The organism is Mesorhizobium sp. B2-5-4 (assembly GCF_006441095.1).
GTDB classification, from domain to species: domain Bacteria; phylum Pseudomonadota; class Alphaproteobacteria; order Rhizobiales; family Rhizobiaceae; genus Mesorhizobium; species Mesorhizobium salmacidum.
The window spans coordinates 211,446-229,066 of the sequence record NZ_VFUR01000004.1 but is presented as its reverse complement, the minus strand read 5'-3'; the positions used below and the strand labels follow the sequence as shown (position 1 = coordinate 229,066).

Sequence of the window (17,621 nt, the reverse complement as noted above, 5' to 3'; positions counted from 1 at the left end):
GCGCCGCCGCCCTCCCGGAACAGGAATTTCTGCAATGGCAATGGACGCCCACGATATCGAAAAACTTATCAAGGACGGCATACCGGACGCCCGCGTGACGATCCGCGATCTCGCCGGCGATGGCGACCACTACGCGGCCGAAGTCGTGGCCGAGAGCTTTCGGGGAAAGAGCCGCGTTCAGCAGCACCAGATGGTCTATGACGCGCTGAAGGGCAATATGGGCGGCGTGCTGCACGCGCTGGCGCTGCAGACCAGCGTTCCCGACTGAGGCATTTCCACCCGACAAGCTTGGCCCAAAACAGCCCATTCTTTGCGCCATTCGGGTGATGGCATGGCTAAAGTCTTGTTTCGGGCAACCTATGGGTTTATTTGAAAGACATGCTTCGAGCCTGACTCCCACAGGCGTGAAAGGATATTCCATGAGCGGTATCAACGACTACATCGACAACGAAGTGAAGGGCAACGACGTCGTCCTTTTCATGAAGGGCACGCCCGGCTTTCCGCAATGCGGGTTTTCCGGCCAGGTCGTCCAGATCCTCGACTATATCGGCGCCGACTACAAAGGCGTGAACGTCCTGGACTCCGCCGAACTGCGCCAGGGCATTAAGGATTATTCCAACTGGCCGACGATCCCGCAGCTCTATGTCAAGGGCGAATTCGTCGGCGGCTGCGATATCATTCGCGAAATGTTCCAGGCCGGCGAGTTGCAGACCTTCCTGGTCGAGAAGGGCGTCAGCGTCAAAGGCGCCGCCTAATTCAGCCAAGGCATGTCGACACCGACATGCCTTGGGCGCCGGGGCAGCCCACCTCGGCAATTTTACATCCCGGCTCCCGGGACTAGGACGAGCCCACGCGCCGGCCCGCCGGCGCGTTTTCGTTTGAGAGATCGGACTTGCCGTGGACCAGCAGAAATCAGCGCCGCAGGGGGCAAGCGCCTTGCCCGGGGCAAGCGCCTTGCCCGGAGTGAGCAAATTGCCCATTCCGCGCTGGGAGTTCATCGCGCTCTGCGCGGCGCTGATGGCGCTCAATTCGCTGGCCATCGACATCATGCTGCCCGCGCTGCAGCAGATTGGCGCCTCGCTCGGCGTCGAGAATGAAAACCACCGGCAATATGTGATCACCGCCTACATATTGGGTTTCGGCGGTGGCCAACTGTTCTTCGGGCCGATCTCGGACCGCTTCGGACGCCGTTCGCCGCTTGTCGCCGGCCTGATCATCTATGTGGCTGCGGCCGCTGCGGCCGCCATCGCGCCCAGCTTCGAAACACTTTTGATATGCCGCGCCGTGCAAGGCATCGGCGCGGCCGCCACGCGCGTCATCGCAGTCTCGATCGTGCGCGATACATTCGATGGCCGGCGTATGGCCGAAGTCATGTCGCTGATCTTCATGGTGTTCATGGCCATTCCGGTCGTGGCGCCGGGCATCGGCCAGTTCGTCATGCTGTTCGCGACCTGGCATTGGATATTCGTCACCATGGCCGTCGGCGCCCTGATCGTGTCGGCATGGTCGCTGCTGCGCCTGCCCGAGACGCTGCATCCCGAATATCGCCGGGCACTGACGGTCTCCTCCATTGTCGGCGGCTTCCGCATCGTGCTCACCAACCGCATCGCGCTCTGCTATGCCTTCGCCAGCACGTTCATCTTCGGCGCCATGTTCGGCTTCATCGCCTCGGCGCAGCAGATCTATGTCAACGTCTTCAACGTCGGCGAGATGTTTCCGGTCATCTTCGCCGGTGTCGCGGGCGTGCTCGCCTTCTCCAATTATCTCAACTCGCGCCTCGTCGGCCGCGTCGGCATGCGCCGCCTGTCGCAAAGCGCGCTGCTGCTGTTTCTGGTGATCAGCCTGGCCTGGCTGGTGGTTTCGTTGGAAACGAAGATGCCGCTCTGGCTGTTCATCACCTTCTTTGCCAGCGCCATGCTGCCGTTTGGCTGCCTCGGCGCCAATTTCAACGCGTTGGCCATGGAGCCGCTTGGCCAACTGGCCGGCACGGCGTCATCCATCCTGGGTTTCATGCAGACGTTTCTCGGCGGCATTCTCGGCACGCTGATCGGCCAGGCTTTCAACGGCACAGTGACGCCACTGGCCGCCGGGTTCTGCAGCGTCTCGGTTGCCGCACTGCTGATGATCCTGATTGCCGAGCGCGGCAAGATGTTCCAGCCGCAGAACGCACCCGTCTCAGGGCACGTCACCGACCTGCACTAGATCTGCCGCAGACGCCGCGTGGAACTTAACCTATTGCGCCCACAGCTCGCGGCGCAGCTCCTGCCAGCTGTCCTGGTCCGGCGCGACAAGCAGGCCGCCGTCGACATGCGAGGGCAAATAAGCGCTGCCGTCGATGCGCGCGGCATGGCCGCCGGCTTCCTGATGGATCAGCACGCCGGGCAGATGATCCCAGGGCATCAGCTTGTTGTAGACGACAAAATGCGCGTGCCCGCTCGCCAGCAGGCGATATTCGTGCGCAGCGCAGCGATAGGCGAACTGCGACAGTGCCTTGGTCTGGTTTCGTGCAAGGCGTGAGCGCTCCGGTTCGTCGAGATATTGCCAGGAGACCGCGCCGGTCATCTGCGAGATCGGCACGGGTGCCGCCACATGCACTTTCTCCAGGCTGCCATGGGCATGCCTGATATGGCTGCCGGCGCCCCTGGCGGCGATGAGCCAGTCCTTGCCCACCGGATCATGGATGATGCCCGCGACCGTCTCGCCCCTGACCACGACCGCCAGCATGACGCCGAACAGCGGTACGCCGGATGCGAAATTGAAGGTGCCGTCCACCGGATCGATGGTGAATGCCAGTTCGGCATCACCCAAGCCATCGAGCAGCGCCGGATTTTCGGAACAGGCCTCCTCGCCCACCATCATGGCCGAGGGATAGCGCTCGCGCAGCCTGGCGGTGATCAGCCGCTCGGCATTGACATCGGCCTCCGTCACCAGGTCGGCCGCGGAAGTCTTCTGGCGGATATCGCCGTCGCCCAATCGGCGAAAGCGCGGCATGATTTCGGCTTGGGCTGCCTCGGCCAGAATACCGGCCAGCCAGTCGATCGCGGTATCGTCAAATGTCATCGGAAATGTCTTGCCTGGTCGCGAGGGTTTCATTGAGGGCAGCGAAATCGAACAGCTTTCGGTCGAGCAAATGCGACGGCCTGGTGTTGGACAGAGCGCGGATCATCGTGTCCTTGCGGCCAGGCATGCGCTTTTCAATGTCCTCGAGCATCGCCTTCATGGCGTTGCGCTGCAGCCCTTCCTGGCTGCCGCAGAGATCGCAAGGGATGATCGGGAACCGCATCGCGGCAGCGAATTTCTCCAGGTCGACCTCGGCGCAGTAGCTCAGCGGCCGCAGCACCATGACGTCGCCGTCGTCGTTGAGCAGTTTTGGCGGCATGGCGGCAAGCCGGCCGCCATGGAACAGGTTCATGAAGAAGGTTTCGAGGATATCCTCGCGATGATGGCCGAGGACCAGGGCCGAGCAGCCCTCCTCGCGGGCGATCCTGTAGAGATGGCCGCGCCGCAGCCGCGAGCAGAGCGAGCAATAGGTGCTGCCCTCCGGGAGCTTGTCGGTGACGACCGAGTAGGTGTCCCGGTATTCGATCCGGTGGGCTATGCCGTTGGCGTCGAGATAGTCGGGCAGGATGTGCTTGGGGAAATTCGGCTGACCCTGGTCGAGGTTGCAGGCCAGCAACTCGACCGGCAGCATCCCGCGCCATTTGAGATCAAGCAGGATGGCTAGCAGACCGTAGGAATCCTTGCCGCCCGACAGCGCGACCAGCCAGCGCTCGCCGGGCTTCACCATCGAAAAATCCTCGATCGTCTGGCGGGTCAGCCGCAGCAGCCGCTTGCGCAGCTTGTTGAACTCGACCGAGGACGGCACATCAGCGAACAGTGGATGGAAACCACCGTCGGCGACCGGTTCAAGCGTTTCGATGTCTGGCAGCATGTTCATGGCGCGACGGCCCCGGAAATGTGACTTCCGCCCGGATTAACGCATCGGCTGGAAAATCGAAACGGCAAAGCGGATGCCCGAAAACAAAAAGGCCGCCTCGAAGGCGGCCTTTTCCGATATCGCAGAAAAGCGTTCGCTTAGCGCGAGTAGAATTCGACGACCAGGTTCGGTTCCATCTGCACGGCGAACGGAACGTCGGCGAGGCCCGGGATGCGCGAGAAGGTCGCGACCATCTTGTTGTGATCGGCTTCGATGTAGTCCGGCACGTCGCGCTCGGCGAGCCCGACCGCCTCCAGAACGATGACCAGCTGCTTCGACTTTTCGCGCACTTCGATGACATCGCCCGGCTTGCAGCGGTACGAGCCAATGTTGACGCGCTTGCCGTTGACGTTGACGTGGCCGTGGTTGACGAACTGACGGGCGGCGAAGATGGTCGGTACGAACTTGGAGCGGTAGACGACCGCGTCGAGACGCGATTCGAGCAGGCCGATCAGGTTCTCCGAGGTGTCGCCCTTGCGGCGGTCGGCCTCTTCATAGACCTTGCGGAACTGCTTTTCCGAAACGTCGCCATAGTGACCCTTCAGCTTCTGCTTGGCGCGCAGCTGCAGGCCGAAATCGGAAAGCTTGCCCTTGCGGCGCTGGCCATGCTGGCCGGGGCCGTATTCACGCTTGTTGACCGGGGACTTCGGGCGGCCCCAGATATTTTCACCGAGACGGCGGTCGATCTTGTACTTCGCGGATTCGCGCTTGCTCATCGCATTCCCTTTTCAAAACAACACACCCGGCACCTCATGGTCCGGGTGAAGGAAACGCGCCCTCCTCTGGCCTCCGTTTTCGAGACCTGACAGGGTTTTCCCACGCAACGCGGCGGAAAACCCACGGGACACGTCAGTTCAAACAAGGCCAGAAACAGAGAGGGTGACTGACTTTGCGTATATAAAAGAAACACCGGACATCGCTGCCCGGCATTGGCGGCTGGTTAAACCGAGATTTAACCGATGTCAAGCTTGTGAGTAGCGTGGCCAACCACAACCATGTAGCGTTTGCGACGTTGATGCGATGCCGGATGTGGCGGGAGGTTTTGCGCCAGCGGCACCAGGAAGGGACTGGAGCTAGAGGAGCCCAACTACATGAAGAAGTTCTTCCTTACCCTGGCAGGCGCGGCGGTGCTTGCAGGCTCGATGGCGGTGGCGCCGGAACCGGCCATGGCGCGCCATTGGCACGGCCACAAACAGGTCTGCCGGGTCATCGTCAAAAAGAGAGTGGTGTGGCGGCATGGTCATCGCAGGGTGATCGTCGAGAGGGTACGGCGCTGCCACCGCTGGTAGGCTGTTCAAGCAACAATCCCAAAGGGCCAGCGAACGTCGCTGGCCCTTTTTCATTTCCAAGATAGTCTGGCTCGCAGCGCTCAATCCTGGGATTTTTTCTCCGGTAGTCCCTTGCGCTTCGTCTCGGCGAATTCCTCGAGCTGCTTTTCATTCATCGATTCATACATGCCCTTGGAAGCGCCTTTGAGCTCGCTTTTCTTGGTCTCGCCACGTTTGGCGGAGAGTGCGGCGCCGGCGGCCTTCTGCTGGGCTTTCGAGGTGGCTGGCATGGCGGTTCTCCTTTGCTGTCAGGAGAAACGCCGCGCTTCGGCGGCGGTTCCAGCGCCAGTGGCCCATCCCGGTCCGCTCGGTGCCAGATGATGGCCGGCCTTGGCGATTTTCGTTGGTACCTTCCCGTGTCCGGAACCCCAGTGTAGGACGGCTGAATGAAATCCCTGACCGATCCCTCACAGGCTCTCTCCACCGGCCTGGCGAAAATCCGCACCGAATTACACGTAACGGATGGATTTCCGGCTGATGTAGTTGCCGCGGCGGAGGCGGCGGCCAAACGCGTGCCCGACCAGCATGCCGATCGAAGGGCGATGCCCTTCGTCACGCTCGATCCGGCTGCCTCCACCGATCTCGATCAGGCGTTCTCGATCGAGGCGAGCGGTGGTGATCTTCTGCTGCATTATGCCATTGCCGACGTGGCCTGGTTCGTTGAGGACGGCGACGCGGTGGATCTCGAAGCCTGGACGCGGGGCGAGACACTATACTTGCCGGACGGCAAGGCCGGACTCTACCCGCCGGTGATTGCCGAGGGTGCCGCAAGCCTGTTGCCGGATGGACCCCGTCCAGCTGTTATCTTCACGGTCCGGATTGCGCAGGACGGTGCAACGAAGTTGGACGGTGCGGAGCGGGCAATCATTCAAAGCCGCGCCAAGCTCGCCTACGACAGCGTGAAGGCTTCCGACGTTCCGGCCGGCTTTGCCGAAATGGCGTTGCGCATGGCAAAGAACGAACAGCGTCGCGGGGCTTCCCGCGTCGACCCACCCGAGCAAGAGGTGGAAAGGCTTGCCGATGGCACATACCGGCTTTCGTTCAGACCGCTGCTGCAATCCGAGCAGGACAACGCAGCACTTTCGCTGGCCGCCAACATGGCGATCGCCGATGCCATGCTTGCGCACCACACCGGCTTGTTCCGGGTGATGTCGGGGCCGGATACTTTCAAGGTTCAAAGATTGCGCAACGCGGCACAGGCTCTCGGACTGTCCTGGCCCGCCTCCACCGGTTTGCGAGACTATCAGCGAACCCTCGATCCGACCGATCCGCGACAAGCAGCACTGATGCTGGAAATCCGCCATGCAAGCCCCGGCGCGTCTTATCAAGCCTATCACGACGGCGTTATCCCATGGCATGAGGCGATGGCTGCGACCTATGCCCATGCAACGGCACCACTCCGACGGCTTGCCGATCGCTATGTCGTGCGCTGCGCGCTAGCCATCGCCAACGGCCAGCCCGTGCCCCAGGCTGTCACCGACGCGTTCGCCAGATTGCCGAAGGCTATGGGACGTGCGGATAGCCGCGCTTCGCAGATCAACCATGCAGCCATCGACCTTGCCGAGGCAATAATGCTCAGGGGACGCGAGGGGGAGATTTTCAAAGCCGTCGTCACCGACTTCGTCGACCATGGCGTGCGTGTTCAGCTTGCCGACATGCCTGTCGTCGCCACCGTAAAGGCCTCCGGCCTCAGACAGGGCGACGGTCTGAGGCTAAGGCTGGTCCTGGCCGATCCGGATCAACGCAGCATCGTCTTCGAACCTGTTTGAATGGCGGGCAGTTCCGCCACTGTCTAAGTGCACGGTCAGCCCAAAGCCCTGCATAAGGCGACTGACGGCGAAATCCGCCTTGCCCGAGGTGAAGACCGCGATATCGGGCTCGCCTTGCGGCAGCGCCCCATCGATGGGCGGCAGCAGCGAAAGGACGCGCCGTGCGATCGCCTCGGCCGGATCGATCCAGTCGACCGGCCAGGGCGCCGTCTTGCGCATGCGGTTGACCAGAAAGGGATAGTGCGTGCAGGCCAGCACAACGATATCGGTGCGCATGCCGTCGCGCTCGATGAAGCACGGCGCGATCTCGGCGCGCACGGCCTCCTCGTCGACGAAGCCCTCGCGCATGTAGGCTTCGGACAGACCCGCCAGCCGGTCGCTGCCGACCAGGCGGACATGGCATTTCTGCGCCCATTTGGCGATCAGGTCGCGCGTGTACTGGCGCTTTACCGTGCCCGGGGTCGCCAACACCGAGACCAGGCCCGAGCGCGTGCGCTCGGCCGCCGGCTTGACCGCCGGCACCGTGCCGACGAAGGGATGGCCGGGAAAGGTATCGCGCAGCGCATCGATCACCAGCGTCGAGGCGGTGTTGCAGGCAATGACCGAAAGGGCCGGCGCAAACCGGTCGAGCAGTCTGGCGAACAGCTCCAGTATATGGGCCCGCAGCGCCGGCTCTTCCCAGGCGCCAAAGGGAAAGGCGGCATCGTCGGCGACATAGATGAAGCGACGGTCGGGCATCAGCACGCGCGCCTCGCGCAACACGGTGAGCCCGCCGACGCCGGAATCGAACATCAGGATCGGCTGGTCAGTCATTGTCGGTTCCCTTGCCGCCGAGCGGCGGCGTGTCCGCGTCGTCGCCATTAGCGTCCGGCACCACCCGGCCAGCAGCCTCCGCCTTGCGGGCGCGCGCGGCGGCCGCGGGCAAACGCCTCGGATCATCGCCCGGCGACCCATCGCCGCGCGGCATCGCCGGTGAGAACCGGTCTAGTGACGAGATGATGCCGCGCAACACCTTGAGCTCCGGTTCGGCAAAGCCGGCGCGCGTCAGCACGGCGCGCAGATTGTCGACCATTTTCGGCTTCTTCGGCGCCGGTCGGAAATAGCCGCGCGCCTCCAATGCGCCTTCCAGATAGGCGAACAGGCCGTGCAATTCTTCCTTGCTTGCAGGCTTCATCTCCGGCCCCGTAAAGTTTGTCCTGGTCTCGTCCTCCAGGCCCGACTTCATCCACTCATAGGACATCAGCAAGGCCGCCTGGGCGATGTTGAGCGAGGAGAAGTCGGGATCGACCGGGAAAGTGACGATCTCGTCGGCGAGGCCAACCTCGTCATTGTAGAGACCGAAGCGTTCGCGTCCGAACAGGATGCCGGTGCGTTGTCCCGATTCGTATCGGGCACGCAGCATCCTGCCTGCTTCCACCGGGCCGCGCACGGATTTGAAGCCGTCGCGCTGCCTGGCGGTAGTGGCGAAGACGAAGTTCAGGTCGGCGAGCGCCGTGGCCAGGTCGTCAAAAACCTTGACGGCATCAATGACATGGTCGGCACGGCTGGCGGCGGCGCGCGCCTTCTCGCTCGGCCAGCCGTCGCGCGGGTTGACTAGGCGCAGCTCCGAAAGTCCGAAATTGGCCATGGCGCGGGCGACCATGCCGATGTTCTCGCCAAGCTGCGGCTCGACCAGAATGATCGCCGGGCCGGCGGCTGCGGGGTTAGCGGAATCTTTGGTAATGGGCATGATTGTCAATGAACTGCTGTTTGCGGCATTTCAGCGTCCCCTGCCATATTCGACCGGGAAAATGAAGCATTCGCAAATGGCAGCGGTCATGGCCTCGCATTCGTGACCGATCGCCGTTTGCGTGGCCAAAAGCGCTTTGATATACGGGCGGCATCCCCGGCCAACGCCACGCGGGCAAGGCCGTCCCATTCCCAGCAACGAGGCATTCTTTCCATGGCGAAGATCAAGGTGGCGAACCCGGTCGTCGAACTCGACGGCGACGAGATGACCCGCATCATCTGGCAGTTCATCAAGGACAAGCTGATCCACCCTTATCTCGACCTCAAGCTTGAATATTACGACCTCGGCATCGAGCACCGCGACGCCACCAACGACCAGGTGACGATCGATTCGGCCAACGCCATCAAGAAATACGGCGTCGGCGTGAAATGCGCGACCATCACCCCCGACGAGCAGCGCGTCGAGGAATTCAAGCTGAAGAAGATGTGGAAATCGCCCAATGGCACCATCCGCAACATTTTGGGCGGCACCATCTTCCGCGAGCCGATCATCATGAAGAACGTGCCGCGCCTGGTGCCCGGCTGGACCAAGCCGATCATCGTCGGCCGTCACGCCTTCGGCGACCAGTATCGCGCCACCGATTTCCGCTTCCCCGGCAAGGGCAAGCTGACGATCAAATTCGTCGGCGAGGATGGCCAGGTGATCGAGCATGACGTGTACGATGCGCCCGGCGCCGGTGTCGCCATGGCCATGTACAATCTAGACGAGTCGATCCGCGAATTTGCCCGGGCGTCGCTGAATTACGGCCTGCTGCGCAATTATCCGGTCTACCTGTCGACCAAGAACACCATCCTCAAGGCCTATGACGGCCGCTTCAAGGACATATTCCAGGAGGTCTACGAGGCTGAATTCGAGGCCGAGTTCAAGTCAAAGAAACTTTGGTACGAGCACCGCCTGATCGACGACATGGTGGCGTCGAGCCTGAAATGGTCGGGCGGCTATGTCTGGGCCTGCAAGAACTATGACGGCGACGTTCAGTCCGACACCGTTGCGCAGGGTTTTGGGTCGCTCGGCCTGATGACCTCGGTGCTGATGACGCCGGATGGCAAGACCGTCGAAGCCGAAGCCGCGCACGGCACTGTCACCCGCCACTATCGCCAGCATCAGAAGGGCGAGGAAACCTCGACCAATTCGATCGCCTCGATCTTCGCCTGGACACGGGGCCTGGCGCACCGCGCCAAGCTCGACGACAACGCCGAACTGAAGCGTTTTTCCGAGACCCTGGAAAAGGTCTGCATCCAGACCGTCGAGAGCGGTTTTATGACCAAGGACCTGTCGCTTTTGATTGGCCCCGACCAGCCTTGGTTGTCGACCACCGGCTTCCTCGACAAGATCGACGAGAATTTGCAGAAGGCGATGGCGTAGGCACCCGCAGTTCCAAATGCCGAAGGCTCCGAAAGGAGCCTTCGGTTTTTTGGGGCCGGCGAAAGCAAAGGGCTGACAGCGTGACCAAGCCAATCCTCTACGGCGCGGACTACAGTGTATGTGCGCATCGCGCGGATGGCGCTGGCGGAGAAAGGCATCGACTGCGAGCTGGTGCCGGTCGACATCTTCACCTCCGAGGGGGTCCCGGCTTGGTATCTCGAACACCATCCGTTCGGCCGCATTCCGGCCCTCGAGCACGACGGGTTCCGCCTCTTCGAGACCAGCGCGATCGCTCGCTATGTCGACGAGGCCTTCGATGGGCCGGCGCTGCAGCCTGCCGATGCGCGCGGCCGCGCCAGGATGGGCCAGATCGTCGGCATGCTCGATGCCTATGCCTATAGGGCGATGGTCTGGGACGTCGCTGTCGAGCGGCTGGAAAAAGAAGCTCCCGACGAGGCGCTGATCGCCGACGGGCAGCGGCAAGCCGAAACAGTGCTCAGGGTGCTGACCTCGCTGAAGGCACAAGGGCCATGGCTGCTTGGCGACCAGCTGACGTTGGCCGACCTGCATGCGGCGCCGATGATCGGCTATTTCGTCAGGGTTGCCGAAGGACGCGACTTGCTGGCGCGGTTTGCGGGTATCCGGGACTGGTATGCGCGTGTCTCGGTGCGTGCAAGCTTTTCGCGCACCGACAAGGTTAGTTGACAAGGATTGAGATGGCTTCGGGGCGGCGCCCCTCCCAACCGTCGTAATAAGTCCAATCCGACGCTTACGCTGCCTCGAGCGCCGCCCTTACCGCCGCGATCGCATCGTTGGCTTTCGACGCGTCCGGTCCGCCGGCCTGGGCCATGTCGGGACGGCCGCCGCCGCCCTGCCCGCCCAATGCGGCGGAGGCGACGCGCACCAAGTCGACGGCGCTGAAGCGGTTGACGAGATCATCGGTGACGGCGACCACGACGCTCGCCTTGTTGTCCTCGCCAGCGCCAACGAACACGACGACGCCAGAGCCCAACGAAGTCTTGCCGGCGTCGGCCAGCGGCTTCAAATCCTTCGGCGAGACGCCGGAAACCGCCTTGCCGAGGAAGCCGACGCCAGCGACGATCTCGTTGGCGGCCGGGGCATCGGCAGGCGACCCGCCGCCCAGCGCCAGCTTCTTGCGCGCTTCGGACAGGTCCTTCTCGAGCTTCTTGCGCTCTTCGAGCAGCGCTTCGACGCGCGCTGGCACATCCGCCGGCGAGATCTTCAGCGTGGCAGCGGCCGCCTTCAGCCGCCTGTCCTGCTCGTCGAGATGTTTTCGCGCGGCTTCGCCTGTCAGCGCCTCGATGCGGCGCACGCCTGCGGCGACCGCGCCGTCCGAAACGATGCGCACCAAGCCGATATCGCCGGTTGCCCTGACATGCGTGCCGCCACAAAGCTCGACCGAATAAGGCCGGTTGGCCTTGGCGCCATGAACGCCCGTGCCCATCGAGACGACGCGCACCTCGTCACCATACTTCTCGCCGAACAGCGCCATCGCGCCCTCAGCAATGGCGTCGTCGACCGACATCAGGCGCGTGGTCACCGGGCTGTTCTGGACGACGATCTCGTTGGCCATGCGCTCGACCTCTTCGAGCTCCTGCGGAGAGATCGGCTTGTTGTGGGAGATATCGAAACGCAGGCGCTCGGGCGCGACCAGCGAGCCTTTTTGAGCGACATGGGTGCCCAGCACCTCGCGCAGCGCCTCATGGATCAGATGCGTGGCGGAATGGTTGGCGCGTAGCCTGGAACGCCTGGCATGATCAACCTTCAGTTCGACCGCGGCACCCGTCTTGACCGTGCCTGCGATCACCTTGCCGAGATGCACAAACAGACCATCGGCCTTCTTCTGCGTATCGGAAATCTCGATCGAGAACCCCTCACCCGAGATTACGCCGGTGTCGCCCATCTGGCCGCCGGATTCGCCATAGAACGGCGTCTGGTTGATGACCACGGCGACCGCATCGCCCTTGGCGGCGCTGTCAACGGTCTTGCCCTCCTTGACCAGCGCCTGGATGAGGCCCTCAGCCTGCTCGGTTTCGTAGCCGAGGAATTCGGTGGCGCCGGTTTTTTCGCGCACGGAGAACCAAACCGTTTCGGTGGCGGCCTCGCCGGACCCGGCCCAGTGCTTACGCGCCTCCGCCTTCTGCTGCTCCATCGCATTGGTGAATCCGGCAAGATCGACCGAAATGCTGCGCTGGCGCAGCGCGTCCTGTGTCAGGTCGAGCGGAAAGCCATAGGTGTCGTAGAGCTTGAATGCCGTCTCGCCATCCAGCATGTCGCCGGCGCCGAGCTTCTCCGTCGCCTCGGAGAGCAGCCCAAGGCCGCGCACCAGCGTCTTGCGGAACCGTGTCTCCTCGAGTTTCAAGGTCTCGGTAATCATCGTTTCGCCGCGCACCAGTTCCGGATAGGCCTGGCCCATCTCGCGCACCAGCGCCGGCACCAGCTTCCACATCAATGGATCGCGGGCGCCGAGCAGCTGCGCATGGCGCATGGCGCGGCGCATGATGCGACGCAGCACATAGCCGCGGCCTTCATTGGACGGTAGCACGCCGTCGGCGACCAAGAAGGAGGACGAGCGCAGGTGATCGGCAATGACGCGGTAGGAGGAAACCGTTTCCGCATCGGGTGCGCGCCCAAGTGCGGAGGACGCAGCATCGATCAAATGACGGAACAGGTCGGTCTCGAAGATGCTCTCCACCCCCTGCAGGATGGATGCCATGCGCTCCAGGCCCATGCCGGTGTCGATCGACGGGCGCGGCAGGTCGACGCGCTCCTCCTTCGTCACCTGCTCATACTGCATGAACACCAGGTTCCAGAATTCAAGGAACCGGTCGCCATCCTCCTCCGGACTGCCGGGAGGGCCGCCCCAGATGTGCTCGCCACGGTCGATGAAGATTTCCGAGCACGGGCCGCAGGGTCCGGTATCGCCCATCGCCCAGAAATTGTCCGAGGTCGGGATGCGGATGATGCGATCGTCGGAGAAACCGGCGATCTTTTTCCAGAAATCGGCCGCCTCATCGTCGGTGTGGTAGACGGTGACCAGCAGCTTATCCTTCTTCAGCCCGAATTCCTTGGTGATGAGGTTCCAGGCAAGCTCGATGGCGCGCTCCTTGAAATAATCGCCGAAGGAAAAATTGCCGAGCATCTCGAAAAAGGTCAGGTGGCGCGCGGTATAGCCGACATTGTCGAGATCGTTGTGCTTGCCGCCGGCGCGAACGCTTTTCTGGGCGGTGGTGGCACGCGAATAGGGCCGCTTCTCCAAACCGGTGAAGACGTTCTTGAACTGTACCATGCCGGCATTGGTGAACATCAATGTCGGATCGTTGCGCGGCACGAGCGGGCTCGAGGCCACGACCTCGTGGCCCTCCTTGCGGAAATAGTCGAGAAATGTCGACCGGATCTCGTTCACGCCACTCATGGATACTGCCTTTTCAAGAGAGCCGCCGGCCGGACCGGCGGGAGATGGCTCTGTGTTTTCTAGAAGATGGAGTTGGCCTTTTAGCCGTAGCTCTTGACCCTGTCCAGAAACACGGAATTGGGCCAATTCGCGCTTTGCACCGGCACTTACGCAGGCACGCAAACGAAAACCGCCGGCGCGAAGGCCGGCGGTTTGGAACGCGGTACTACAGAACTCTGTTACTTAAGCATCAGATAATAGGCTGGATTTATGGCCAAACTCTGGCGTTGCCCTACATCGCGCCGGCTTCGTCCTCAAAACCATCATCGCCATTGCCCTCTGAGCCACCGTTTTCGAGGAACTTTTCGGCGATCAACCCGGCATTCTGCCTAAGCGCTAGTTCGATCTCGCGCGCGGTGTCGGGATTGTCGCGCAGGAACAGTTTGGCGTTCTCGCGGCCCTGGCCGAGACGCTGCGAATTATAGGAGAACCAGGCGCCCGACTTCTCGACCACACCGGCCTTGACGCCGAGATCGACCAGTTCGCCGGTCTTGGAGACACCCTCGCCATACATGATGTCGAACTCGACCACCTTGAAGGGCGGCGCCAGCTTGTTCTTGACCACCTTGACGCGGGTCTGGTTGCCCACCACCTCGTCGCGATCCTTGACCGAGCCAATGCGGCGGATGTCGAGACGCACCGAGGCGTAGAATTTCAGCGCGTTGCCGCCGGTCGTCGTCTCGGGCGAACCGAACATGACGCCGATCTTCATGCGGATCTGGTTGATGAAGATGACCATGGTGTTGGAGCGCGAGATCGAGGCGGTCAGCTTGCGCAGCGCCTGGCTCATCAGGCGGGCTTGCAGGCCCGGCAAGGAATCGCCCATCTCGCCCTCGATTTCGGCGCGCGGCGTCAGCGCCGCCACCGAATCGACCACCAGCACGTCGATGGCGCCGGAACGCACCAGCGTATCGCAAATCTCCAGCGCCTGCTCGCCGGTGTCGGGCTGCGAGATCAGCAGGTTTTCAAGATCGACGCCGAGTTTGCGGGCGTAAACCGGATCGAGCGCGTGCTCGGCATCGACGAAGGCGCAGATGCCGCCCTTCTTCTGGGCTTCGGCCACGGTATGCAGGGCCAGCGTCGTCTTGCCCGAGCTTTCCGGCCCGTAGATCTCGATGATACGGCCACGCGGCAGACCGCCGACGCCGAGCGCGATGTCGAGGCCGAGCGACCCGGTCGGCACCGTTTCGATCTCGACGACCTGCTCGTTGGCGCCGAGCCGCATGATCGAGCCCTTGCCGAAAGCCCGCTCGATTTGCGACAGCGCCGCATCCAGAGCCTTTGATTTGTCCACTGCCTTATCCTCTACCAGCCGCAAAGAATTCTGAGCCATGATACATCACCCCTTGGTCGTCAATGAAGGCCGGACAATCCGTAATCCTTGTCAATTTGTACCTTTTTTGTTCTCATTTGGCAAGGGGTGACAACCAATTGAAAAACAAGCGATATCCTGATTTGTTCTTTTTTTGTCTCGCAAACCCGGGCAGGAACAGGCCGCGCATTGGGCCAGACGGCTCGATCGTATCGCCCGGCCGAATCGCCGTCCTGCATGCGAAGCTCTGTCGCGCACTCTAGCGCTTGTGCGGTCCCAACAACAAAGGTCATATCGCCGCCATGGTGGATTCCTTGACGGTACTGGCCGTGGGCGGTGCCCATATCGACCGGCGTGGCCAGGTGTCCGGCCCCTATGTGCCGGCCGCCTCCAATCCCGGCACGATGCGCGAGGATGTCGGCGGTGGCGTCTTCAATGCGTTGCGCAGCATGGTGCGGCGCGGCCTCTGCGCATCGCTGCTTTCGGTGCGCGGTGGCGATGCGTCAGCCGATACGGTTTCACGGGCCATCGCCGAGGCAGGCATCGCCGATCTTTCGGCGGTGTTCCTCGATCGTGCCACGCCGAGCTACACAGCGCTGATCGATCGCGAGGGCGAATTGATCGTCGGCTTTGCCGACATGGCGCTGTACGACCTGGCTTTTCCCAAGCAGATCAGACGTTCCAAGATACGCCAGGAAGTGGCCGCCGCGGATGCCATCCTGTGCGACGCCAACCTGCCGTCGGCCGCACTGGAGGGGTTGCTGTCGCTCGCCGCCGGCAAACCGGTTTTCGCCATCGCGATTTCGCCGGCCAAGGTGACGCGGCTGATACCGGTGCTCGGCGGGCTGGCCCAACTCTTCATGAACCGACGGGAGGCCGCTGTGCTGGCCGGCGTCAATGCAAGTGTCGGCGAGCAGGAAATGATCGACGGATTGCGGTGCAGCGGCCTTGCCAGCGGCGTGGTCACGGCAGGCAGTGGCCCTGTGCTGGGTTTCGACGGCACGGGCGCCTTTTCGATCCTGCCGCCTGCTCCGAGAAAAGTTGCCGATGTCACCGGCGCCGGCGACGCACTGGCGGGCGCGACGGTCGCGGCACTGCTGCGCGGCCTGCCATTGCGCCAGGCCCTGCGCGAAGGCGTCGCGGCGGCAACCTTGACCATCGAAAGCGCCAATGCGGTGCCCGAATTCACCGCGGCGAGTTTCGCGGAGGCGCTGGCCCTTGTGCCGGATGCCAGGGAAGTGGCATGAGACCGGCAAATTCATAGAGCGCAGTGGATGCGCCGCACTCCCGGATTGGAGATCAGAGATGACGCCAGAAACCGCCCGCCCTTTCATCGATATCCACGCACCGGTAGCGCAAGCCCTGGCCGCCGGGCGTCCGGTGGTGGCGCTCGAAAGCACCATCATCACCCATGGCATGCCCTATCCCGACAATGGCGCCATGGCGGCCAATGTCGAGAAGATCATCAGTGACGGCGGCGCGGTGCCGGCGACGATCGCCGTGATTGGCGGCCGCATCAAGATCGGCCTCTCCGACGGCGAGCGCGAATCGCTGGCGATGACGGGTGACGCCATGAAGCTGTCGCGCGCCGATCTCGGCTTCGCCGTCGCGCAAGGCCGCACCGGGGGCACCACGGTCGCAGCGACCATGATCGCGGCTGACATGGTCGGGATAAAAGTATTCGCCACCGGCGGCATCGGCGGCGTGCACAAGGGCGCGGAAAAGAGTTTCGACATCTCGGCCGACCTCGATGAACTGGCGCGCACGCCGGTCATCGTCGTCTCGGCCGGCGCCAAAGCGATCCTCGACATCGAAAAGACGCTGGAAGTGCTGGAGACGCGCGGCGTGCCTGTGGTTGGCCATGGCTGCGAGACGATGCCCGCCTTCTGGTCGCGGCAGTCGCCGTTCCGGGCGCCATTGACCCTGCACAAGCCGGAAGACATCGCGCATTTCTATCAGACGCGCCTGGCTCTGGGTTTGGGCGGCGGCTTGCTGGTTGCCAATCCGGTGCCGGAAAACCACGAAATCCCCGCTGAAGAAATGGCGGGCTACATCGAAGCCGCGCAGAAGGCGGCCGAGGCCCTCAACGTCACCGGCAAGGCGGTAACGCCGTTCCTGCTGGGAAAAATCCTCGAACTCACCGGCGGCCGCAGCCTGAAGACCAATATCGCGCTGGTCGAGAACAATGCAAGGCTGGCGGCTGAGATCGCCAAGGCCTTGTAGGTCACTTGCCGGCGCGCCGCCCCGCCTCATAGGCGCGGCGTGCCCAGACCGTCGTTTCGTCCGGATCGTCAAAAGCGCTGTCGGGAATGCTCCAGTAGGGCATCGCTACCAGCTTGCCGTGGCGCGTGCCGATATAGGTCCACTGCCGGCAGCCCGCGGCTTCGAAATCCGGTGCGCTTTGCTCGTCCGCCTTCAGCAGCAATTCGCCACGCAGGACAATGGCGACGATGACGCCGTCGAAATAGATGCCCTTGCCGCCGAACAGTTTTCGGATGCTGACCGGACCGAGGCCCTCGAACAGTTCGGCGATGCGTTCATTGTCCATGCAGCGATCATGTCACCGGCATTTGGCCTTGTCATCGCCGCAACCAAAATCATGCTGAC

The 17,621-nt window shown here is 62.7% G+C and carries 17 protein-coding genes and 1 pseudogene; 9 read left to right on the top strand and 9 right to left on the bottom strand.

From position 1 onward, the window contains the following. Positions 1–34: 34 nt before the first annotated feature. From FJ492_RS07230 to FJ492_RS07220, 3 genes are all read left to right on the top strand, one after another. Entirely contained in the window at positions 35–268 is a 234-nt protein-coding gene (locus FJ492_RS07230) for a BolA family transcriptional regulator (protein ID WP_015318146.1), read from the top strand. A 151-nt stretch (positions 269–419) separates the two neighbouring features. Then, the gene (gene grxD / locus FJ492_RS07225; RefSeq protein ID WP_013895877.1) at positions 420–755 is read left to right on the top strand and encodes a Grx4 family monothiol glutaredoxin; all 336 of its coding nucleotides are present in this window, start codon (positions 420–422) and stop codon (positions 753–755) included. 223 nt (positions 756–978) lie between these two features. After that, a complete protein-coding gene (locus FJ492_RS07220; protein WP_181166602.1) occupies positions 979–2,202 on the top strand; it encodes a multidrug effflux MFS transporter in 1,224 nt (407 codons plus the stop codon). A 30-nt stretch (positions 2,203–2,232) separates the two neighbouring features. On the opposite strand, the gene FJ492_RS07215 is transcribed toward FJ492_RS07220, so the two are convergent. The 3 genes from FJ492_RS07215 to rpsD form a co-directional block, all read right to left on the bottom strand. Then, entirely contained in the window at positions 2,233–3,060 is an 828-nt protein-coding gene (locus FJ492_RS07215; RefSeq protein ID WP_140769220.1) for an inositol monophosphatase family protein, read from the bottom strand. Further along, on the bottom strand, positions 3,050–3,937 hold the full coding sequence (gene ttcA, locus FJ492_RS07210; RefSeq protein ID WP_140769218.1) for a tRNA 2-thiocytidine(32) synthetase TtcA: 888 nt from the start codon (positions 3,935–3,937) through the stop codon (positions 3,050–3,052). Before ttcA ends, FJ492_RS07215 begins: the two co-directional genes overlap by 11 nt. Positions 3,938–4,074: 137 nt before the next feature. Next, positions 4,075–4,692, bottom strand: a complete 618-nt coding sequence (gene rpsD / locus FJ492_RS07205; protein ID WP_140769216.1) for a 30S ribosomal protein S4 — start codon at positions 4,690–4,692, stop codon at positions 4,075–4,077. Positions 4,693–5,067: 375 nt separating this feature from the next. Here rpsD and FJ492_RS07200 point away from each other — a divergent pair, with 375 nt between their 5' ends. Then, the gene (locus FJ492_RS07200) at positions 5,068–5,265 is read left to right on the top strand and encodes a hypothetical protein (protein WP_140506376.1); all 198 of its coding nucleotides are present in this window, start codon (positions 5,068–5,070) and stop codon (positions 5,263–5,265) included. Between the two features lie 80 nt (positions 5,266–5,345). On the opposite strand, the gene FJ492_RS07195 is transcribed toward FJ492_RS07200, so the two are convergent. After that, positions 5,346–5,534, bottom strand: a complete 189-nt coding sequence (locus FJ492_RS07195; RefSeq protein WP_027143670.1) for a DUF3008 family protein — start codon at positions 5,532–5,534, stop codon at positions 5,346–5,348. A gap of 156 nt (positions 5,535–5,690) precedes the next feature. Here FJ492_RS07195 and FJ492_RS07190 point away from each other — a divergent pair, with 156 nt between their 5' ends. Beyond that, positions 5,691–7,073 carry an RNB domain-containing ribonuclease gene (locus FJ492_RS07190; RefSeq protein ID WP_140769213.1) on the top strand — a complete coding sequence of 461 codons (1,383 nt, stop codon included), beginning with the start codon at positions 5,691–5,693 and terminating at the stop codon, positions 7,071–7,073. Here the strand turns inward: FJ492_RS07190 and murI are convergent. Both murI and FJ492_RS07180 read right to left on the bottom strand, forming a co-directional pair. Beyond that, entirely contained in the window at positions 7,017–7,886 is an 870-nt protein-coding gene (gene murI, locus FJ492_RS07185) for a glutamate racemase (RefSeq protein ID WP_140506380.1), read from the bottom strand. The two genes, FJ492_RS07190 and murI, sit on opposite strands and share 57 nt — an antisense overlap. After that, the gene (locus FJ492_RS07180) at positions 7,879–8,802 is read right to left on the bottom strand and encodes an RNA methyltransferase (protein WP_140769211.1); all 924 of its coding nucleotides are present in this window, start codon (positions 8,800–8,802) and stop codon (positions 7,879–7,881) included. Before FJ492_RS07180 ends, murI begins: the two co-directional genes overlap by 8 nt. Before the next feature lie 213 nt (positions 8,803–9,015). Between FJ492_RS07180 and FJ492_RS07175 the strand changes: the two genes are divergently transcribed. Together FJ492_RS07175 and FJ492_RS07170 are read left to right on the top strand one after the other, a co-directional pair. Continuing rightward, a complete protein-coding gene (locus tag FJ492_RS07175; protein WP_027143667.1) occupies positions 9,016–10,227 on the top strand; it encodes an NADP-dependent isocitrate dehydrogenase in 1,212 nt (403 codons plus the stop codon). 80 nt (positions 10,228–10,307) lie between these two features. Next, positions 10,308–10,932, top strand: a pseudogene (locus FJ492_RS07170) (glutathione S-transferase family protein). 64 nt (positions 10,933–10,996) lie between these two features. On the opposite strand, the gene alaS reads toward FJ492_RS07170, so the two are convergent. Both alaS and recA read right to left on the bottom strand, forming a co-directional pair. Continuing rightward, positions 10,997–13,663, bottom strand: a complete 2,667-nt coding sequence (alaS, locus tag FJ492_RS07165; protein ID WP_140769209.1) for an alanine--tRNA ligase — start codon at positions 13,661–13,663, stop codon at positions 10,997–10,999. Between the two features lie 271 nt (positions 13,664–13,934). After that, positions 13,935–15,035: a recombinase RecA gene (recA, locus tag FJ492_RS07160; protein ID WP_013895892.1), complete on the bottom strand. Its 1,101-nt coding sequence runs from the start codon at positions 15,033–15,035 to the stop codon at positions 13,935–13,937. A gap of 281 nt (positions 15,036–15,316) precedes the next feature. Here recA and FJ492_RS07155 point away from each other — a divergent pair, with 281 nt between their 5' ends. Both FJ492_RS07155 and FJ492_RS07150 read left to right on the top strand, forming a co-directional pair. Beyond that, positions 15,317–16,261: a carbohydrate kinase family protein gene (locus FJ492_RS07155; protein ID WP_140769207.1), complete on the top strand. Its 945-nt coding sequence runs from the start codon at positions 15,317–15,319 to the stop codon at positions 16,259–16,261. Between the two features lie 58 nt (positions 16,262–16,319). Next, on the top strand, positions 16,320–17,237 hold the full coding sequence (locus FJ492_RS07150) for a pseudouridine-5'-phosphate glycosidase (RefSeq protein ID WP_140506394.1): 918 nt from the start codon (positions 16,320–16,322) through the stop codon (positions 17,235–17,237). Position 17,238: 1 nt separating this feature from the next. On the opposite strand, the gene FJ492_RS07145 is transcribed toward FJ492_RS07150, so the two are convergent. After that, positions 17,239–17,562, bottom strand: a complete 324-nt coding sequence (locus tag FJ492_RS07145) for a TfoX/Sxy family protein (protein ID WP_140769204.1) — start codon at positions 17,560–17,562, stop codon at positions 17,239–17,241. Positions 17,563–17,621: the final 59 nt, after the last annotated feature.

What these genes read in the sequence shown, in the direction of transcription:
- FJ492_RS07230 (WP_015318146.1), top strand. Translation starts at nt 35, where the DNA reads ATGGCAATGGACGCCCACGATATCGAAAAACTTATCAAGGACGGCATA.
- grxD (WP_013895877.1), top strand. Translation starts at nt 420, where the DNA reads ATGAGCGGTATCAACGACTACATCGACAACGAAGTGAAGGGCAACGAC.
- FJ492_RS07215 (WP_140769220.1), bottom strand. Translation starts at nt 3,060, where the DNA reads ATGACATTTGACGATACCGCGATCGACTGGCTGGCCGGTATTCTGGCC.
- ttcA (WP_140769218.1), bottom strand. Translation starts at nt 3,937, where the DNA reads ATGAACATGCTGCCAGACATCGAAACGCTTGAACCGGTCGCCGACGGT.
- rpsD (WP_140769216.1), bottom strand. Translation starts at nt 4,692, where the DNA reads ATGAGCAAGCGCGAATCCGCGAAGTACAAGATCGACCGCCGTCTCGGT.
- FJ492_RS07200 (WP_140506376.1), top strand. Translation starts at nt 5,068, where the DNA reads ATGAAGAAGTTCTTCCTTACCCTGGCAGGCGCGGCGGTGCTTGCAGGC.
- FJ492_RS07195 (WP_027143670.1), bottom strand. Translation starts at nt 5,534, where the DNA reads ATGCCAGCCACCTCGAAAGCCCAGCAGAAGGCCGCCGGCGCCGCACTC.
- FJ492_RS07190 (WP_140769213.1), top strand. Translation starts at nt 5,691, where the DNA reads ATGAAATCCCTGACCGATCCCTCACAGGCTCTCTCCACCGGCCTGGCG.
- murI (WP_140506380.1), bottom strand. Translation starts at nt 7,886, where the DNA reads ATGACTGACCAGCCGATCCTGATGTTCGATTCCGGCGTCGGCGGGCTC.
- FJ492_RS07180 (WP_140769211.1), bottom strand. Translation starts at nt 8,802, where the DNA reads ATGCCCATTACCAAAGATTCCGCTAACCCCGCAGCCGCCGGCCCGGCG.
- FJ492_RS07175 (WP_027143667.1), top strand. Translation starts at nt 9,016, where the DNA reads ATGGCGAAGATCAAGGTGGCGAACCCGGTCGTCGAACTCGACGGCGAC.
- alaS (WP_140769209.1), bottom strand. Translation starts at nt 13,663, where the DNA reads ATGAGTGGCGTGAACGAGATCCGGTCGACATTTCTCGACTATTTCCGC.
- recA (WP_013895892.1), bottom strand. Translation starts at nt 15,035, where the DNA reads ATGGCTCAGAATTCTTTGCGGCTGGTAGAGGATAAGGCAGTGGACAAA.
- FJ492_RS07155 (WP_140769207.1), top strand. Translation starts at nt 15,317, where the DNA reads ATGGTGGATTCCTTGACGGTACTGGCCGTGGGCGGTGCCCATATCGAC.
- FJ492_RS07150 (WP_140506394.1), top strand. Translation starts at nt 16,320, where the DNA reads ATGACGCCAGAAACCGCCCGCCCTTTCATCGATATCCACGCACCGGTA.
- FJ492_RS07145 (WP_140769204.1), bottom strand. Translation starts at nt 17,562, where the DNA reads ATGGACAATGAACGCATCGCCGAACTGTTCGAGGGCCTCGGTCCGGTC.